Annotated in this window: 10 protein-coding genes and 3 tRNA genes; 12 read left to right on the forward strand and 1 reads right to left on the reverse strand. The window is 41.0% G+C overall.

Features of this window, described 5'->3' with window-relative positions; all coding sequences use genetic code 11:
• Position 1: 1 nt before the first annotated feature.
• The 6 genes from CLV99_RS12905 (at position 2) to CLV99_RS12930 (ending at position 5,868) form a co-directional block, all read left to right on the forward strand.
• Complete coding sequence (locus CLV99_RS12905) at positions 2-3,208, forward strand: efflux RND transporter permease subunit (RefSeq protein ID WP_133584912.1); 3,207 nt, start codon at positions 2-4, stop codon at positions 3,206-3,208.
• 199 nt (positions 3,209-3,407) lie between these two features.
• Positions 3,408-3,481 (forward strand) — tRNA-Arg (locus CLV99_RS12910).
• A 76-nt stretch (positions 3,482-3,557) separates the two neighbouring features.
• A complete protein-coding gene (locus tag CLV99_RS12915; RefSeq protein WP_133584913.1) occupies positions 3,558-4,133 on the forward strand; it encodes an adenylate kinase in 576 nt (191 codons plus the stop codon).
• Positions 4,134-4,154: 21 nt separating this feature from the next.
• On the forward strand, positions 4,155-5,156 hold the full coding sequence (gene obgE / locus CLV99_RS12920; protein ID WP_133584914.1) for a GTPase ObgE: 1,002 nt from the start codon (positions 4,155-4,157) through the stop codon (positions 5,154-5,156).
• 133 nt (positions 5,157-5,289) lie between these two features.
• Positions 5,290-5,362, forward strand: a tRNA-Lys gene (locus CLV99_RS12925).
• Positions 5,363-5,795: 433 nt separating this feature from the next.
• Positions 5,796-5,868, forward strand: a tRNA-Lys gene (locus tag CLV99_RS12930).
• 183 nt (positions 5,869-6,051) lie between these two features.
• On the opposite strand, the gene CLV99_RS12935 is transcribed toward CLV99_RS12930, so the two are convergent.
• The gene (locus CLV99_RS12935) at positions 6,052-6,381 is read right to left on the reverse strand and encodes a hypothetical protein (RefSeq protein ID WP_133584915.1); all 330 of its coding nucleotides are present in this window, start codon (positions 6,379-6,381) and stop codon (positions 6,052-6,054) included.
• Here CLV99_RS12935 and CLV99_RS23235 point away from each other — a divergent pair.
• The 6 genes from CLV99_RS23235 (at position 6,367) to CLV99_RS12960 (ending at position 16,342) form a co-directional block, all read left to right on the forward strand.
• Complete coding sequence (locus CLV99_RS23235) at positions 6,367-6,531, forward strand: hypothetical protein (RefSeq protein WP_162850103.1); 165 nt, start codon at positions 6,367-6,369, stop codon at positions 6,529-6,531. The genes CLV99_RS12935 and CLV99_RS23235 overlap by 15 nt on opposite strands.
• A 225-nt stretch (positions 6,532-6,756) precedes the next feature.
• Positions 6,757-7,350, forward strand: a complete 594-nt coding sequence (locus CLV99_RS12940; protein WP_133584916.1) for an RNA polymerase sigma factor — start codon at positions 6,757-6,759, stop codon at positions 7,348-7,350.
• Between the two features lie 187 nt (positions 7,351-7,537).
• On the forward strand, positions 7,538-8,686 hold the full coding sequence (locus tag CLV99_RS12945) for a FecR family protein (protein WP_133584917.1): 1,149 nt from the start codon (positions 7,538-7,540) through the stop codon (positions 8,684-8,686).
• An 85-nt stretch (positions 8,687-8,771) separates the two neighbouring features.
• Positions 8,772-12,167 (forward strand): TonB-dependent receptor, encoded by a 3,396-nt coding sequence (locus CLV99_RS12950; RefSeq protein WP_133584918.1) that lies wholly within the window; start codon positions 8,772-8,774, stop codon positions 12,165-12,167.
• 21 nt (positions 12,168-12,188) lie between these two features.
• The gene (locus CLV99_RS12955; RefSeq protein WP_133584919.1) at positions 12,189-13,820 is read left to right on the forward strand and encodes a RagB/SusD family nutrient uptake outer membrane protein; all 1,632 of its coding nucleotides are present in this window, start codon (positions 12,189-12,191) and stop codon (positions 13,818-13,820) included.
• Between the two features lie 26 nt (positions 13,821-13,846).
• On the forward strand, positions 13,847-16,342 hold the full coding sequence (locus CLV99_RS12960) for a zinc-dependent metalloprotease (RefSeq protein WP_133584920.1): 2,496 nt from the start codon (positions 13,847-13,849) through the stop codon (positions 16,340-16,342).
• The last annotated feature ends 91 nt before the right edge of the window (positions 16,343-16,433 follow it).

Below are 16,433 nucleotides of genomic sequence, written 5' to 3' on the forward strand. Positions count from 1 at the left end.
TATGAAGATTTCTGAAATTTCGATAAAAAGGCCAAGTTTAATCATTGTGATGTTTATCATTCTGATTCTTGGCGGTATATTTTCTTATACCCGACTCGGGTATGAGCTGATCCCTAAGTTTGATATCAAAGTTATTTTGATTCAAACGGTATATCCGGGGGCATCACCTACTGAGGTAGAGAATACTGTCACCAAAAAAATTGAAGATGCGATTTCTTCACTTGAAATGGTGAAGAAGATTGAGGCGACGTCTATGGAAAGTGTTTCTGTCGTTGCGGTAACACTAAATGATGAAGCTGATGTGAACTTTTTGCTTACAGATGCTCAGCGGAAAATCAACTCTATATTGAATGATTTACCGGACGATGTAGACCCACCGATCTTGAATAAATTCTCATTGGATGATATGCCAATTATGAGTTTGGCGGTAACTTCATCGTTGTCAGAAAAAGAACTGTATGATCTTTTGGATAAAAAGATACAGCCTGTGTTTGCGCGGGTGAATGGAGTTGCAAAGGTCGATATGATCGGAGGGGAAGAACGCGAGATACAGGTGAAAGTTGATCCGGAGAAACTAGAAGGTTATGGCTTGAATATTACGCAGATTCAACAAGTAATTGCAGCTTCTAATATGGATTTCCCTACAGGAAGTGTACAGTCTGCCGAAAAGCGAAATACAATTCGTCTTGCAGGTAAGGTTGGCTCTGTTGAAGAATTGCGTAATTTACCCGTGACCACACCTGCAGGAATAACTGTTTTTCTACGTGATATTGCCGATATTCAAGATGGTGTCGCTGAGATTGAAAAAGTAGCGCGTTTGGATCGCAAGAATACAATTTTGATGCAAGTGTATAAACAATCTGATGCCAATGCGGTAGCAGTTTCCAAATTAGTGCAAAAAACGATTGCAACAAAAGATAAGGATGGTAACGTAGTAAGCGGTATTGAAAAAGATTACCAAAAAGAGGGGATACAAGTACTCATAGCTAATGACTCTAGTGAGTATACCTTGCATTCTGCTAATCACGTTATGAAGGATTTAGTGGTAGCGGTAATACTCGTTGGATTTATCATGCTGTTTTTCTTGCACAGTTTACGTAATGCGGCCATTACGATGGTGGCTATCCCGTTGTCTTTGGTAGCAACTTTTATTGGTTTCTACTTTATGGGATATACGTTAAATCTGATGTCGTTATTGGGATTATCTCTTGTGGTCGGGATCTTGGTCGATGATGCTATTGTGGTAATCGAAAACGTACACCGTCATATGGAGATGGGTAAAAACAAGGTGCGTGCCGCTTACGATGGTGCAGCCGAGATTGGCTTTACGGTAACTGCAATTACCTTAGTAATTGTGGTTGTGTTTTTGCCAATAGCGATGTCTACAGGGTTGGTTGCTAATATCTTAGCTCAGTTCTGTGTAACTGTTATTATTGCTACGGGATTGTCTTTATTGGTGTCATTTACTGTAGTGCCCTGGTTGTACTCTCGGTTTGGTCGTCTAGAGCATATCAATTCCAGTTCATTCTTTGGAAAGATAATTTTAGGATTTGAACGTGGTCTTTCTAGATTTACCCATTGGATATCCGATATTCTGAAGTGGTCTTTGCGTACGAGAGGTAATAAGTTGATTACATTGTTGATCGCTATTGTTTTGTTCTTCGCGTCCCTTTCTTTACCGATTTTAGGATATATCGGGGGAGACTTTTTCCCTGCAAATGATAAAGGAGAGTTTATGATGCAATTTGAGTTAGAAAAAGATGCATCCTTAGAAATGACAAACCAATTGACCCAACGTGCGGAGAATCTGATTGCTTCAAAACCTGAAGTAAAGCGTATGATTACGACTGTAGGACAGTCGAGTGATGGTGGTATGGGGGGAGTTTCTGGCTCTAGATACAAGGCTGAAATCCATGTTATTTTGAAGGACGAGTATGTGGGCGTTCTAAACTCTAAGGTGTATTCTGCAGAGTTGAAGCGTGAGTTGGAGAATGAGCTTATCGGAGCAATAGTTCGAACAGTGAATATGGGATTGATGGGGGCAGAGCAGGCACCGGTACATTTGACGGTCATAGGTACTTCGATGGAAGATGCTTTGGAATTTGCGAATCAAGCTGCTGAGGTGTTGAAGAAAATACCTGGGTCATCACAAGTGCGATTGTCGTCGGAGGCAGGTAACCCTGAGATAAATGTAAAAGTAGATCGTGATAAAATGACCTCGCTTGGATTAAATGTCGCAACGGTGGGTAGTACCATGCAGGTCGCCTTTTCTGGAAACACCGATAACAAGTTTCGAGCTGGAGATAATGAATATGATATTAATATACAGTTTGATGACAAAGGAAGAGCTGGGATAGATGATGTTCGTAAGTTGAAATTTATCAATAATCAAGGCGCTTCGATTACGCTGGAGCAATTTGCAGATATTTCTTATGGCTCTGGGCCGACATTGTTAGAGAGACGGGATAAAACGCCTTCAGTAGCTGTAAAGGCACAGGTGATAGGTCGTCCAGCTGGTACTGTAGCACAAGAATGGCAAGCAGAATTTGATAAGTTGCCTAAGAAGACCGGAGTAGCTACCATGTGGGGTGGAAATATGGAAAACCAAGAGGAGGGTTTTGGAACATTAGGAGTCGCTCTTTTGGCCTCTATTATCTTGGTGTATTTAGTGATGGTAGCATTGTATGACAACTTTGCAACACCATTTGTGGTCTTGTTTTCTATTCCGCTATCATTTATTGGTGCGTTGCTGTTATTAGCATTGACCAACCAGACGTTGAATATATTTACGATTCTAGGTATTATCATGTTGATTGGTTTGGTCGCTAAGAACGCTATTCTTTTGGTCGATTTCGCTAACCACAAGAAAGCTTCCGGAGCAACAACTCATGATGCACTCGTTGCAGCCAACCACGCCCGTCTTCGTCCGATCTTAATGACGACGATAGCCATGGTGTTTGGTATGATACCTATCGCTATGGCGACGGGAGGTATTGCGGATACAAATAGGGGACTTGCGATTGTTATTATTGGAGGGCTTCTGTCCTCGATGTTCTTGACGTTGGTAGTTGTTCCTGTCGTGTATTCTCTTTTTGATAGTTTACAACGACGTTTTGGTAAAGGTGAGGATGTCAACTACAAAGAATTGATTGTGGCAGATTATGTGCCGAACGAAGAGTACGTCGACGAAATGGATGTAAAACATTAGTAATTAATATTTACACACCATATTAAGTAAGGACACGGGAAGAGTTTAAATTCTTCCCGTGTTTTGTTTTTGGGGGCGAATAAATAGTAATAATTGGTCGTTTGCGAATAACATTGTAAAAATGTTTGCATAAAGCTTTTAAATAGCTATATTTGCAACACCAAAAACGAAAAGGTTATTCTTTTAAGTTATGGTCGCAGCGCTCCTAGCTCAATTGGATAGAGCATCTGACTACGAATCAGAAGGTTAGGGGTTCGACTCCCTTGGAGCGCACTTTAGTTAACTGAAAAGCCTAATTCTCTTAACCGGATTAGGCTTTTATTTTTGTCATCAAAAATTACTCAACACTATGCTAAACCTTGTATTATTCGGTCCTCCAGGAGCAGGAAAGGGTACACAGTCAGAAAAACTTATCAGTAAATACAATCTTGTGCATATTTCTACTGGAGATATTTTCCGTGCACATATCAAAGGTCAAACCGAACTAGGTAAACAAGTTAGTCAGATTATTGCTGACGGAAATTTGGTGCCAGATTCCATTACTATTGCTATGTTGGAGGAAGAGATTAAGCAAAATCCACAGGCAAAAGGTTTTATTTTTGATGGTTTTCCACGTACTGTGGCACAAGCAGAAGCGTTGGATAAGTTTTTAGCGGATAATAACAGTGCTATCACTGGAGTTATTGCTCTTGATGTAAATGAACAAGAATTAACACAACGTATTGCTAAACGTCAGGAAATATCTGGACGTGCCGACGATGCTGCGGATAAACTTAAGAAACGTATAGAAGAGTATTTCGGTAAAACTATACATGTGTTGCCTTATTACGAGGCTCAAGGTAAGTTGTCTAAAGTAAATGGTATCGGAGAGATTGAAGCGATTTTTACAGAATTGTCTCAGGTGATTGATAGTTACAACGCTTAGTTTTATTTTTATAAAAAGTATATGGCTCAAGGTTCAAATTTTGTTGATTATGTAAAGGTGTGTTGTCGATCAGGGCATGGAGGGGCTGGATCTTCGCATTTGCATCGTGACAAATTCACGGCCAAGGGTGGTCCAGACGGAGGAGATGGAGGAAGAGGTGGACATATTATATTAAAAGGTTCAACACAGCATTGGACCTTGCTCCATTTGAAGTATCGTAAGCATATTATTGCGGAATCCGGTGGTCCAGGAGGATCAGCTTTAAGAACTGGTGCAAATGGTCAAGATGAGATACTAGAAGTTCCTTTAGGTACAGTCGCTAAGGATGCTGAGACAGGAGAAATTCTGTTCGAGATTACCGAAGAAGGAGAAACTAAAGTTCTTACTGCGGGAGGAAAAGGTGGTTTGGGAAATTGGCACTTTAAGAGTTCCACACAGCAGACACCCCGATTTTCTCAACCTGGATTACCAGGGATTGAACAGTGGGTGATCTTGGAGCTTAAGGTATTGGCAGACGTAGGTCTCGTTGGTTTTCCTAATGCAGGAAAATCTACATTATTGTCTGTAGTTTCGGCTGCAAAGCCCGAAATTGCCAATTATCCGTTTACAACCCTTGTTCCGAATCTTGGAATAGTAAGTTATCGTGACAATAAATCGTTTGTGATGGCTGATATTCCGGGGATCATAGAAGGAGCGTCGGAGGGTAAAGGTTTGGGAATTAGATTTTTAAGGCATATAGAGCGTAATTCAGTTCTTCTTTTTATGGTTCCTGCAGACACAGACCGTACAATAGAAGAGGAGTACAATATTTTATTAAATGAGTTGACCTCTTATAATGATGAGCTTTTGACAAAGCCTCGCTTATTGGTGGTTACAAAATCTGATATGTTGGATGAAGAACTCGAGGAACAAATGAAGGCGGAGCTGCCTAAAGATATTCCTTATATTTTTATTTCTTCTGTCGCCAACAAAAATATTCTTCCGCTGAAGGATATGCTGTGGAAGGTGATCAATGAGCAATAATTTAATGGTTTAGTAATGAGTCTGTTTTAGATTACACTTCAAAAAAAGCAGATAAATGTTTGTAAAAACCAGTAAAATGTCTACTTTTGCAACACTTCAAACAAACGAAGTATAATTCGAAATAAAGAATTAGGATTCCGTAGCTCAGCTGGTAGAGCAATACACTTTTAATGTATGGGTCCTGGGTTCGAATCCCAGCGGGATCACAAAAAAAGCCTCAACAAAAGTTGAGGCTTTTTTTGTGTCCTTTAGGGTCGAAGCTAGGGGGTCGATCCGAAGGAGGTTCAGGGATGTGTTCGGGGTTGAGGGGCTGAACTAATTCCAGCGAGATAAGTAACCTGAGTTGGAAAGTTGAGGTTAGGGGGAGCAGATTTCGAAAGAATTTCCAGATATGCTGGAAGGAAAGAGTTCTAAGTTGTGCTTTTTGCAAGAGACAGAAGCTTTTTTCGGTATGGAGCAGTAGGCTTAGTTTTTGTTAAGTTGTTTTAAACCAGATTGCTATATTAGCTTGTTCGTTTTAACTATTGCAAAAAGCAGATTTGTTTAATTTATCTACGCTTAAGCCTTGCATTTAAAGATATTTTTCTTACCTTTGCAACACTTCAAACAAACGAAGTATAATTCGAAATAAAGAATTAGGATTCCGTAGCTCAGCTGGTAGAGCAATACACTTTTAATGTATGGGTCCTGGGTTCGAATCCCAGCGGGATCACAAAAAAAGCCTCAACTTTCGTTGAGGCTTTTTTTGTGCCCTTTAGGGTCGAAGCCATAGGTTCGATCCGAAGGAGGTTCAGGGATATGTTCGGGGTTGAGGGGCTGAACCAATCCCAGCGGGTATAAGTAATCTGGCAGTGACAGAAGGATCTCGAATTAGGATGTCCTTTTGCGTCAGCTGTTACATCAAGTGCCGCAACTGATGAATCAAATGGAGTAGCAGATTAATCAAATGGGTCGGACGATGAATCAATTGGCTTGGGAGTATAATCAAATGAATTGGATGATGAATCAACGCAGACAAAAGATTAATCAAATGACTTGGGCATATAATCAAAGAAGATAGATGATGATTCAAATAGACTAATCTATTCATCAAGCGGTACAGGCGATAGATCAGGTGGGATAATCTATTCATCAAGCGGTACAGACGATAGATCAAGTGGGATAATCTATAAATCAAATGTGCTGATCTATTAATCAACTGCTGTTCATCATGAATCAAATTCATCAAGAGATTAATCAAATGAAACGCGCTATTAATCATCTACTACAGGCGCATCATCGAATGGACTGTATGATGAATCAGATAGGGGAGATTATTGATCAAATGGAGCAACTGATGAATAGAATGGGCAAGATGATGAATCAACTGAGGTAGGAGATAAATCAAGCGGAGCGTTTGATAAAGCAGACGTGGCAGTCGATGAATATATTTGGGAACAATGGAAGTACGCTGTACCTATTTTGTGACATCAATATGAATTTGAATCGGAAAGCCATGAGTTGATAATTAAGCAGAATTACCTAAATTTGTTCCGCGCACTGCTATTGGTATGTTTTGGGTTGATATTCAGTTTGATTGCTTGTTTTAGGAGTCTAGTATATGTCTGAACTAATTGTTGATGAAGATTGGTTAATACAGCTTTCAGAAGGAACAAATGAAGCTTATGAAAAGCTATTTGCGACCTACTGGCCTCGTATTAATGCTTTGGTGCATAAGTTAGTCAAATCCGAGATCCAAGCGGAGGACCTGACACAGGAAATTTTCATCAAGATCTGGAACAACAAACAAGAACTTCCCTCGATACGGAATCTTGATGCTTATATCTATACCGTGGCACGGCATGCTAGCCTTGATTTTTTGAAGAAACGTGTCTTAGTCACCGAGAATATTGAAAACTTGATTGTCTATTTGAGTGATGATGCACTCGGACCAGAACAAAAGGTCTTGTATAAAGATCTAGAGAGCTGTCTGCAGAACGGGATAGATTCCTTGCCATTAAATATTAGAGAAGTATTTATGCTTAGTCGCTATCAAGGTCTGTCCCATGAAGAGATTGCAGAGCAATTGGGAATATCGGTTTATACCTCCAAAACTTATGTCGTTAGGGCACTAAAAGCGTTACGTTTGTATATCCGTCATCATGGAGAAGTACAATCCATCCTTGTTGCTTTCTTAATTTTAAATCGCATGTAAAATACATGTCTGTTTACTATTCCCTTACTTAATATCTGCATTTCTGATTGTTTAAAGATTATTTCTTTTTGAAAATAATTCATTGAATAGCAGATGTTTATGTGTTTTTTGTTAAAAAATAGCTATTGTTTAGTATTCCTTACACCCCTTATTTCGTCATTATATTTTAGGGACCTTATACCTGATCATGAAGAAAGTAGAACGAATTACCTTTTTATACCATAAATATGTTCACGAATCGCTGACCACCGAAGAACTTCTGGAGTGGATAGAGATTATACAGGATCCTGTAAATACCACTTTTCTGGATAACCTCCTTAACGATACGCTGGTAGAATTAAATCCCGAAGAATATGCTCAAAATTGGAAGCCAGCCTTTAATCGTTTTTCTGAAACCGTGGGCCTAGAGCGAAATCGCGGAGCTAAGGTTCGATTGTTCCGTTACTGGCCATTTGCAGCTGCTGTAGCGGCACTATTTGTTTTATTTAGTACTTATTTTATTTGGAAGCAGTCCGCTGAACAACAGGTTATTGTTGCTGAGCTTCCCAAAGAAGACGTTGCACCAGGTGGTTATGCAGCTATTCTTCGTTCGGCCGATGGAACAGCACTCAACCTAAGTGAACAAGGCGAATTGCTCGTAGGACAAAGCGGTCTTGAAGATGGTGAAGGAAACCTACTAAATACCGGAAATTCGGAAACGATATGGCGAACGATAGAAGTACCTAAAAAAGGACATTATAGACTTGTCTTGGCAGATGGTACCCAAGTGTGGTTGAACGCAGCTTCATCACTACGTTTTCCTCTTCATTTTAACGAAGCAAATCGAACAGTATATCTAGAAGGGGAGGCTTTCTTTGAGGTGACCAAGAATAAGAAACAACCGTTTGTTGTACAGAGTCAAGATCATGCCGTCAAGGTGCTCGGGACCAGCTTTAATATATCTGCTTACTCGAAAGAACACATTCAGACAACTTTGGTGACAGGGGCTGTAACGGTTAATACGGGAGATAGGCAGATGGATTTACAGCCAGGTATGCAGAGTGATGCATTTGGTAGTCGATTGACAAGACGTGTGGTAGATATTGAATCGGTTACGGCTTGGAAGGACAATCGCTTTGTATTTGTTAAAGAACCTTTGACGGACATTATGAAGAAGCTGGAGCGCTGGTATGATGTTGAATTTATCATTCAGAAAGGGTCAGAAGAATTGTTAGCAAGAACATTCTCGGGTTCTTTGTCCCGTTATAGCAACCTATCCGAAACACTGGATCTATTCAGTTATACGGAATTATTGAATTATTCCATTAAAGGAAGAACAGTCTATTTGAGAAAATAGATTTAAGTATGAGCTTTTTGAACATTTAAATTATATAGCGTAAAACTAACGTTGAGTAAAGCAGCCTAAACAATTAACTAATAAAATGAAGTACAACCAAAAGAAAGAAAGATGGAATAAGAATCTTTCGACCGCATTATGGGCGATGAAGACAAAGGTATTGCCGGTAGCAGTGGCTTTTACTCTTGTGTCTTTTCAAGGAGATGTCCAGGTAGTCAATATCCGGGAGAACCAGATCCGGATGGAAAAACTGATCAAAGAAATACAAAAGCAAACAGGGTACAACTTTTTGTATGATGACCAATTACTGGAACACCAAGGGGTAAAGAGTATTCGCATTGATGGACTTTCTGTCACCAAGGCACTGGATATGGCTTTAGCTGGAACAGATATTACCTACGTCATCAAAGACAAGAGTATCGTACTAAAGAAGAAAAAAGTAGCAATAGCTAGCTCGGCCGCTAACAACGCTCTACAGGAGGCAGTGGTGAGCGGAGTGTTACGTAACGATCAGGGAAATACGATTGCAGGATCGACTATCCGTAATACCAGGACAGGAGCAGTGGTTACGACCAATACGGAAGGAAAGTTCTCAATAGCTGCAAAATCAGATGATATCCTGGAGTTTAGCTTTTTAGGCTATCAAAAAGGACAGTATAAGGTCAAAGAGGTGAATAAGCCAATAACGATGACGCTTTCTGTAGCGGTCAACGAATTGACTGATGTCGTGGTAGTGGGCTATGGTTCACAGCAGAAAAAGGTAGTTACCGGTGCTATCAATACGATAAAAGGAGAGGAGCTTTCCAAGTCACCAGCAGTTAATATTTCGAATACCCTAATGGGTAGAGCACCAGGGTTAAGCTCGACTATGATATCTGGAGCACCGGACCGTGATCGGGCAGCGATAAAGATCCGTGGTATGGGCGAGGCATTGATTGTAATCGATGGTGTAGCACGTGAGGGGCAGGGCCTGATCGGTATGGAGATGGATAAGCTGGATCCAAATGCTATCGAAAGTGTAACTGTACTGAAAGACGCATCCGCAGCAGTATATGGTACTCGTGGTGCAAATGGAGTGATATTGATTACGACCAAAAAGGGATACCGTGACCGTCTAGACATTAATTACGCAGGTCAGTTTGGTATACAGCAGAGTACACGTCTGCCTAAGTTTCTGGATTCGTACAATTATGCATTGTTGAATAATGAGATGTACGACAATGATATTGCGGATCGCGGAAACTCACCACGTAGAAAATATACAGCAGAGGAGTTACAGAAATTCTTAGACGGTTCGGATCCTGATCGATATCCAAATACAGACTGGTATGGTGATGTCTTGGATAAAACAGCCTTATTACATAAACATAATGTGAATGTCGGTGGTGGCGGTAAGAATGCCCGTTACTTTTTGTCGGGATCTTTTACGGATCAGAACGGTTTGATGAAGACCTCTGAAATGAAGCGTTATGGTATCGTCAGTAATACAGACTATGATGTGACACCGAATACCAATCTGTCGGTTTCCTTAAACTATATCACCGAGACTTCGGACAATCCAGCTTCTCACCCAGAGGATATTTTTGGACGCTTAGCTGCACTGGGTTCTGTTATGCCATCTCGTTTTTCGAATGGTCTATATGCCTATTCAGGTTATGCCGGTAATCCGATTACAGACGTAATGGCCGAGAGTGGTTATAAGAGAAATACACGTAATGTGTTTACAGGAAGTTTCGGATTGACGCAAAAGATTCCTTTTGTACCTGGACTATCTGCTGGCGCATTCGTTGCTGTGGATCGCAACAGCTCTTTTCAAAAATCATTCGCTATACCGTTCCCTCAGTATACACTGGCTGATACAAAGGATGAGTACACCTTGCAAAATGGAACTGAAAAAGCACGTATGGAGCAATCCTACAATCAGAACAATAATGTCAATGTACAGCTGAAGCTGAATTACAAACGTCATTTTGGACAGCATAATATTGATGCAATGGCGCTATATGAACAGAACGAGTTCAAGAGCGATGTATTCTCGGCAGAGCGTAGCAATTTCCCGGTTTCTAGTTTGGATCAATTGTTTTTGGGAGATATCAAGACACAGAAAAACTTAGGTTCAGCATCGGAGAATGCTAGACGCAGTGTGGTCGGAAGAGTGCAGTATAACTATGATCAACGTTACGTGGTAGAAGGAAGCTTCCGTTATGATAGTTCTCCATATTATCCTAAAGGAAAGCGTAATGGTTTTTTTCCTGCATTATCAGCAGCTTGGAACATTTCTGAGGAAGATTTCTTCAAAGAACGTTTTGCTTTCGTAGATAATCTGAAGTTAAGAAGTTCTTTTGGGCGCTTAGGGAACGACGGTGGAAACCTATATACCTACTTCTATAATTATGCACTTATTCCTGCGGGATATGTATTCGGTACGTCAGATAATATAAGTCCACTAGCTCGTATCTCTAATCTGACTGTTCCAAATACAAATATCACTTGGGAGAAGGTGGACGCATTTGATATCGGTATTGATGCGACACTTTGGAATGGTAAGTTGGGCTTTGAGGTCGATTACTACAATAAGAATAAATTTGATATCCTGCGTTCGAGGAATTACGACGTACCATTGACATTCGGTATTAATCCAGCGTTGCAGAACTTTGCTAAAGAACGCTATTATGGTTATGAGGCATCCGTGTCCCATAGAAATACACTTGGCAACGTACGGGTCAATGCACGTCTGAATATGACCTATACGAAGAGTACAGTCGTGAACTACGGAGAGAATGATGCGGTATTGCCAGGATTGCGCCAAGAAGGATCTACAATCGGTATATCACGTATTTTGAAAGCAGATGGTATATTCCGCAACGACGAAGAAGCGGGCAATTGGCCAAAATATCTGAATAGTCCAAATGGCTCACCGATTACTCCAAAAGCAGGAGATATCCGTTATGTCGATATGAACGGGGATGGTGTCGTAGAGTTGTATAGCGGTAGTGCAGACCGAGCTTTTGAAGCGACCTATATTTATCCACCAACAGTCTACGGTTTGAATCTAAGTGCTTCTTGGAAAGGTCTCTCTGTAGATGCTTTCTTTCAGGCCTCCACAGATGTGTATATAAACTATAAACCAGGAGATGATCTTGCCAACTTCTATGAGTTGCATCTTGATCGTTGGACACCAGAAAACTTAGACGCTTCGTATCCTCGTCTATTGTCCAATCATGAGAATAACAAGTTACCGTCTACATTCTATGTGAAGAATGGTAATTATTTGAAATTGCGTACAGCGCAGGTAGCGTACGAGTTTCCGAAAGATTGGATCAAGCGAGCAGGCATCAAGTCCTTAGGTGTTAATTTTCAAGGACAGAACCTGTTTACCATCAGTGCTAGCAAGCGCTTTGACCCAGAATCTACAGGAGCATCGGCGAGTCTGTATCCACCACAAAGAATCTATACGTTGGGCTTACGTGTAGGTATCTAATACTTTAAAGAATTGAAATCCATGAAAATTAGAAGACATATATTATCCTTGAGCACATTGGCCTTAGCATTGGCTTTAAGCTCTTGTCAAAAAGACTTTTTAGATAGAAAACCCCTCAACCTATTGTCTGAAGAGGTGGTTTGGAAAGATCCTGAATTAATAAAATTATCGGTCAATGAATTTTATACCTTCTTGAAGACGGGGTTTGATACCTACATCCCGGCAGCAAAGACCGATGATATACAGTTAGTTGGTAATGAGGAAAAGAAAATAACGAGTTTTCTTACGGGGGATTTTCTGAGCACGTCATTTCCAGAGCGTAATCTTTGGAAAGACAGCTACGCACAGATCCGCAAGCTGAATGTTTTCATTAACCGGGCTGCGGTGTCTACAGTGCTGAATGATACCGAACGTAAGGTCTTGTTGGGGCAAGCGCGATTTATGCGTGCCTACGTATATTTTAACTTGTTTACTTCTTTTAAAGATGCTCCATTATTGTTAAAACATCAGTCTATTGAAGAGGCTGAGGATAAGCCAACAAAAGTCAGTCACGAAGAGGGCTTACAATTTGTGATACAGGAATTAGAGCTTGCAGTGAAAGAGTTACCTAGTACCTATGGTAAGGAAGATTGGGGACGTATTACCAGGGAAGCTGCGGCAGCCTTTAAAAGTCGCGTACTATTATGGGGAGCGAGCCCCTTGGTCAATACAGGAGATGAAGCAGCGAAGTGGAAGCTGGCTGCAGATGCAGCGCAGGGTGTTATGGAGTCCAAAGCATTTGAATTGAAAAAGGATTATGCTGCTGTATTCGTCAACAAGAATATCATGGACAAACCCGAAGTAATTCTGGAGTTCCGCTACAACGGGATTAAAGGGGAGAAGATGCATGCCTATGATCAAAATAATACACCCGCAGGCTACGGAGGTAAGGGAATCAACTGTCCTACGCAGGATATTGTCGACAGTTATGAAATGGCCAACGGTCTCCGTATAGAGGAAGCCGGATCGGGTTATGATCCTGCTAATCCATACAAGAACCGCGACCCTCGTTTTGCAAAATCTATTCTTTTTAACGGTGCAGATTTTAAAGACCGTGCTGTAGAAACTTTTACTGGAGGTAAGGATTTGCCAAGAACCAATCCGACCCCTACGGGATACTATATCCGTAAGTTTATGGATGAAAAATTTGACTTTAACAAGGACAAAAATTTCGGAAGTAGCACAAACTGGGTCATTATGCGTTACGGGGAGGTTCTGTTAAACTTTGCTGAGGCTACGAATGAAGCGGATGGCCCAAGTGTAGCAGTATACGATGCGGTCAATGCGATTCGTAAGCGTGTAGGTATGCCAGCTATTCCGAACGGATTGAATAAAGAGCAGATGCGCGATCGTATTCGTCATGAACGTCGCATAGAACTTGCTTTTGAAGATGACATCCGTTATCAAGATCTAAAACGATGGAAGCTGGCAACAGATATCCTTAATAAATCCGTGAAAGGTGTTACGATCACCAAAGGGACAAATGGAGTCATCTCTTATAAAGAAAAGAATGCTGGTTCACGTGCGTTTGAAGAGCGCAATTATTGGTTCCCTATTCCTCTAGTAGAAATGGGCGTAAACCCGAATCTGAAACCACAGAATCCAGGTTGGTAGTTTTTTAGAATTGCACATAATTGATAATGAGATATAAAAATAAATTAGGAATCGCGTTGGCGATATTAAGCTTGCAAGCTACAGTTACCGTAGGGCAATCTGGAAAATGGGGAGGTTTGGTTAATCTTCCAACTAAGGTGGAGTCGGAGAAGAAAGAGCAATCCGATAAATCTAAAAAAGATAAGATCAAGAAATTTGAAGAGCTAATTACTAGCGATGCAAAGAAATCAACAGGACTTTTTAATACTTACAAAGTAGATGATAAGTATTATATGGAGATCCCGGATACCTTGCTGAATCGCGATATGTTGGTTGTCACACGTTTTACACAGACACCAGTAGGTTTAAAAGAATTCCGTTCTCAGTATGGCGGAGAGATGTTGAATGAGCAGCTTTGGCAATGGCAACGTCGCGAGAATACCATATATATACGCGTACCGAGTTATGCCTATATCGCAACTGTAAATCGAGATATGGATGCTGCACTTGCCAATTCCAATGCTCTTCCGATATTAGCTGCTTTTGATATCAAAGCTTTCAATAATGGAGGCAAAAATGTGGTTATCGATGTAACCGATTTCTATAACGGTGAGATACCGGGTATGCCATTGCCTGAAAAATTAAAGAAGACTTATAAGATTGCAGGTATTGATGCGCAGAAATCTTATATCGATACCATTAAGTCTTTCCCAGAGAATGTAGAGGTGCGGACAGTAAAGACCTTCAAATCACCAGTGCTCCCGGCAGACAATTCAGTGGGTACGATGACTTTTGGTTTGAATACCTCTATGGTCCTGTTGCCTAAGGTACCTATGCAGGCGCGTTATGAAAATGAGCGTGTGGGGTATTTTTCTAATCGAAAGTTGGATTTCGGTGCGAATGATCAAAAGGTAACGCGCAATGCTTTTATACAACGTTATCGCCTTGAACCTTCAGATGCAGAAGCCTATGCACGTGGCGAACTGGTCGAACCGAAGAAACAGATTGTCTTCTATATCGATCCAGCGACTCCAAAAAAATGGGTTCCTTACCTTATCGAAGGAGTAAATGATTGGAACTCGGCATTCGAGGCCGCAGGTTTCAAGAATGCTATTGTAGGTAAAGAAGCGCCTACAGCTGAAGAGGATCCTACATTCAGTACCGAAGATGCTCGCTATTCCGTGATCCGTTACTTCGCGTCGGAGATAGAGAACGCTTACGGTCCGCGTATTTCGGATCCGCGCTCAGGTGAGATTGTTGAGAGTCATGTAGGATGGTACCACAATGTGATGTCCTTATTGCGCAATTGGTTCTTCGTGCAGACTGCTGCGATCAATGAGGGAGCACGTGGTGCAAAACTGTCTGATGAGCAAATGGGACAATTGATCCGTTTTGTATCTTCACATGAATTAGGACATAGTTTAGGGCTATTGCACAACTTTGGTTCCAGCTACGCCTTTGATGTAGACTCATTGCGTTCACCGTCGTTTACAGAGAAGTATGGTACAGCACCGTCCATTATGGATTATGCACGTTTTAATTATGTAGCGCAGCCTGGTGACGGAGTAAAAAATATTTATCCTAAAATCGGGGCATACGATCGTTTTGCAATTGATTTCGGATATCGTCATCACGGAGGTAGGACACCTGAGCAAGATCGCGATTGGTGGGAAGCTAAAATACAGGAGAAGGCTGGAGATCCGTTGTACTATTATGGTAAGCAAGGGTCTATGGATCCAAGGGCACAAAGTGAAGACCTAGGAAATGATGCCGTCAAAGCCGGAGAGTACGGTATTGCGAATCTAAAGTATATCCTTCCTAATTTGGAAAAATGGACCTACGAACAGAATGGTAGTTTGGAAGATACGAAAGATCTTTACAAGGACTTGATCGGACAGTACCGTCGTTATATCAACCATGCTATAGCATATGTAGGGGCGATGACTGAGGACTACAAAACCAAGAGCGAAGCTGGAGCAGTATATACTTACGTTGCTAAAGAGAAGCAACAAGGAGCTGTTGCTTTTGTCAACAAACATGTCTTCGAGACACCTTACTGGCTGTTGGATACCAATCTGATGAAGCGTATTGACTACGGTACTATGGCTAATAAAGTGCAAGAGATGCAAAATCAGGTATTGACATCACTGTTAGAAACCTATGGTTTTGCCCGTATGATCGATAATGAATTTAAGAATGGTACAAAAGCTTATACCGTCAAGGAGCTATTGACAGATGTCTCCAGTTCTATATTTAAAGGTGCCAAGGATGATATGTTCAAACGTGGATTACAACGTGCCTATGTAGACCGTCTTGGTGTAATGCTGAAATTGGATAAACCTGTACAGGAGACTGCTTACGCTGCAGCAGGTCTTACACCTTACAATCCAAATCTTTCTGATATGCGGATTTTAATCTTGAGTGAGCTCAATGATACTGAAATACGGGTTAAGAAAATGGCTAAAGGCAGCAAAGGATTTGAAGCAGATCATTATGCTGATTTACTACGTCGTATTCAAGCAATAAAGAAGCTTAATTCCTAGTTTTAGAATTGAAGCTCCTAATAGACCTTCTTTAGGAGCTTTCATTAAAAAGTCCAGGTTATAAAAAAAGTGGTCACGCATTTTATATGTG

The organism is Sphingobacterium yanglingense (assembly GCF_004363245.1).
In the GTDB taxonomy this organism is placed as follows: Bacteria; Bacteroidota; Bacteroidia; order Sphingobacteriales; family Sphingobacteriaceae; genus Sphingobacterium; species Sphingobacterium yanglingense.

What these genes read in the sequence shown, in the direction of transcription:
- CLV99_RS12915 (WP_133584913.1), top strand. Translation starts at nt 3,558, where the DNA reads ATGCTAAACCTTGTATTATTCGGTCCTCCAGGAGCAGGAAAGGGTACA.
- CLV99_RS12955 (WP_133584919.1), top strand. Translation starts at nt 12,189, where the DNA reads ATGAAAATTAGAAGACATATATTATCCTTGAGCACATTGGCCTTAGCA.
- CLV99_RS12950 (WP_133584918.1), top strand. Translation starts at nt 8,772, where the DNA reads ATGAAGTACAACCAAAAGAAAGAAAGATGGAATAAGAATCTTTCGACC.
- CLV99_RS12960 (WP_133584920.1), top strand. Translation starts at nt 13,847, where the DNA reads ATGAGATATAAAAATAAATTAGGAATCGCGTTGGCGATATTAAGCTTG.
- CLV99_RS12940 (WP_133584916.1), top strand. Translation starts at nt 6,757, where the DNA reads ATGTCTGAACTAATTGTTGATGAAGATTGGTTAATACAGCTTTCAGAA.
- CLV99_RS12945 (WP_133584917.1), top strand. Translation starts at nt 7,538, where the DNA reads ATGAAGAAAGTAGAACGAATTACCTTTTTATACCATAAATATGTTCAC.
- CLV99_RS23235 (WP_162850103.1), top strand. Translation starts at nt 6,367, where the DNA reads ATGAATCAAATTCATCAAGAGATTAATCAAATGAAACGCGCTATTAAT.
- obgE (WP_133584914.1), top strand. Translation starts at nt 4,155, where the DNA reads ATGGCTCAAGGTTCAAATTTTGTTGATTATGTAAAGGTGTGTTGTCGA.
- CLV99_RS12935 (WP_133584915.1), bottom strand. Translation starts at nt 6,381, where the DNA reads ATGAATTTGATTCATGATGAACAGCAGTTGATTAATAGATCAGCACAT.
- CLV99_RS12905 (WP_133584912.1), top strand. Translation starts at nt 2, where the DNA reads ATGAAGATTTCTGAAATTTCGATAAAAAGGCCAAGTTTAATCATTGTG.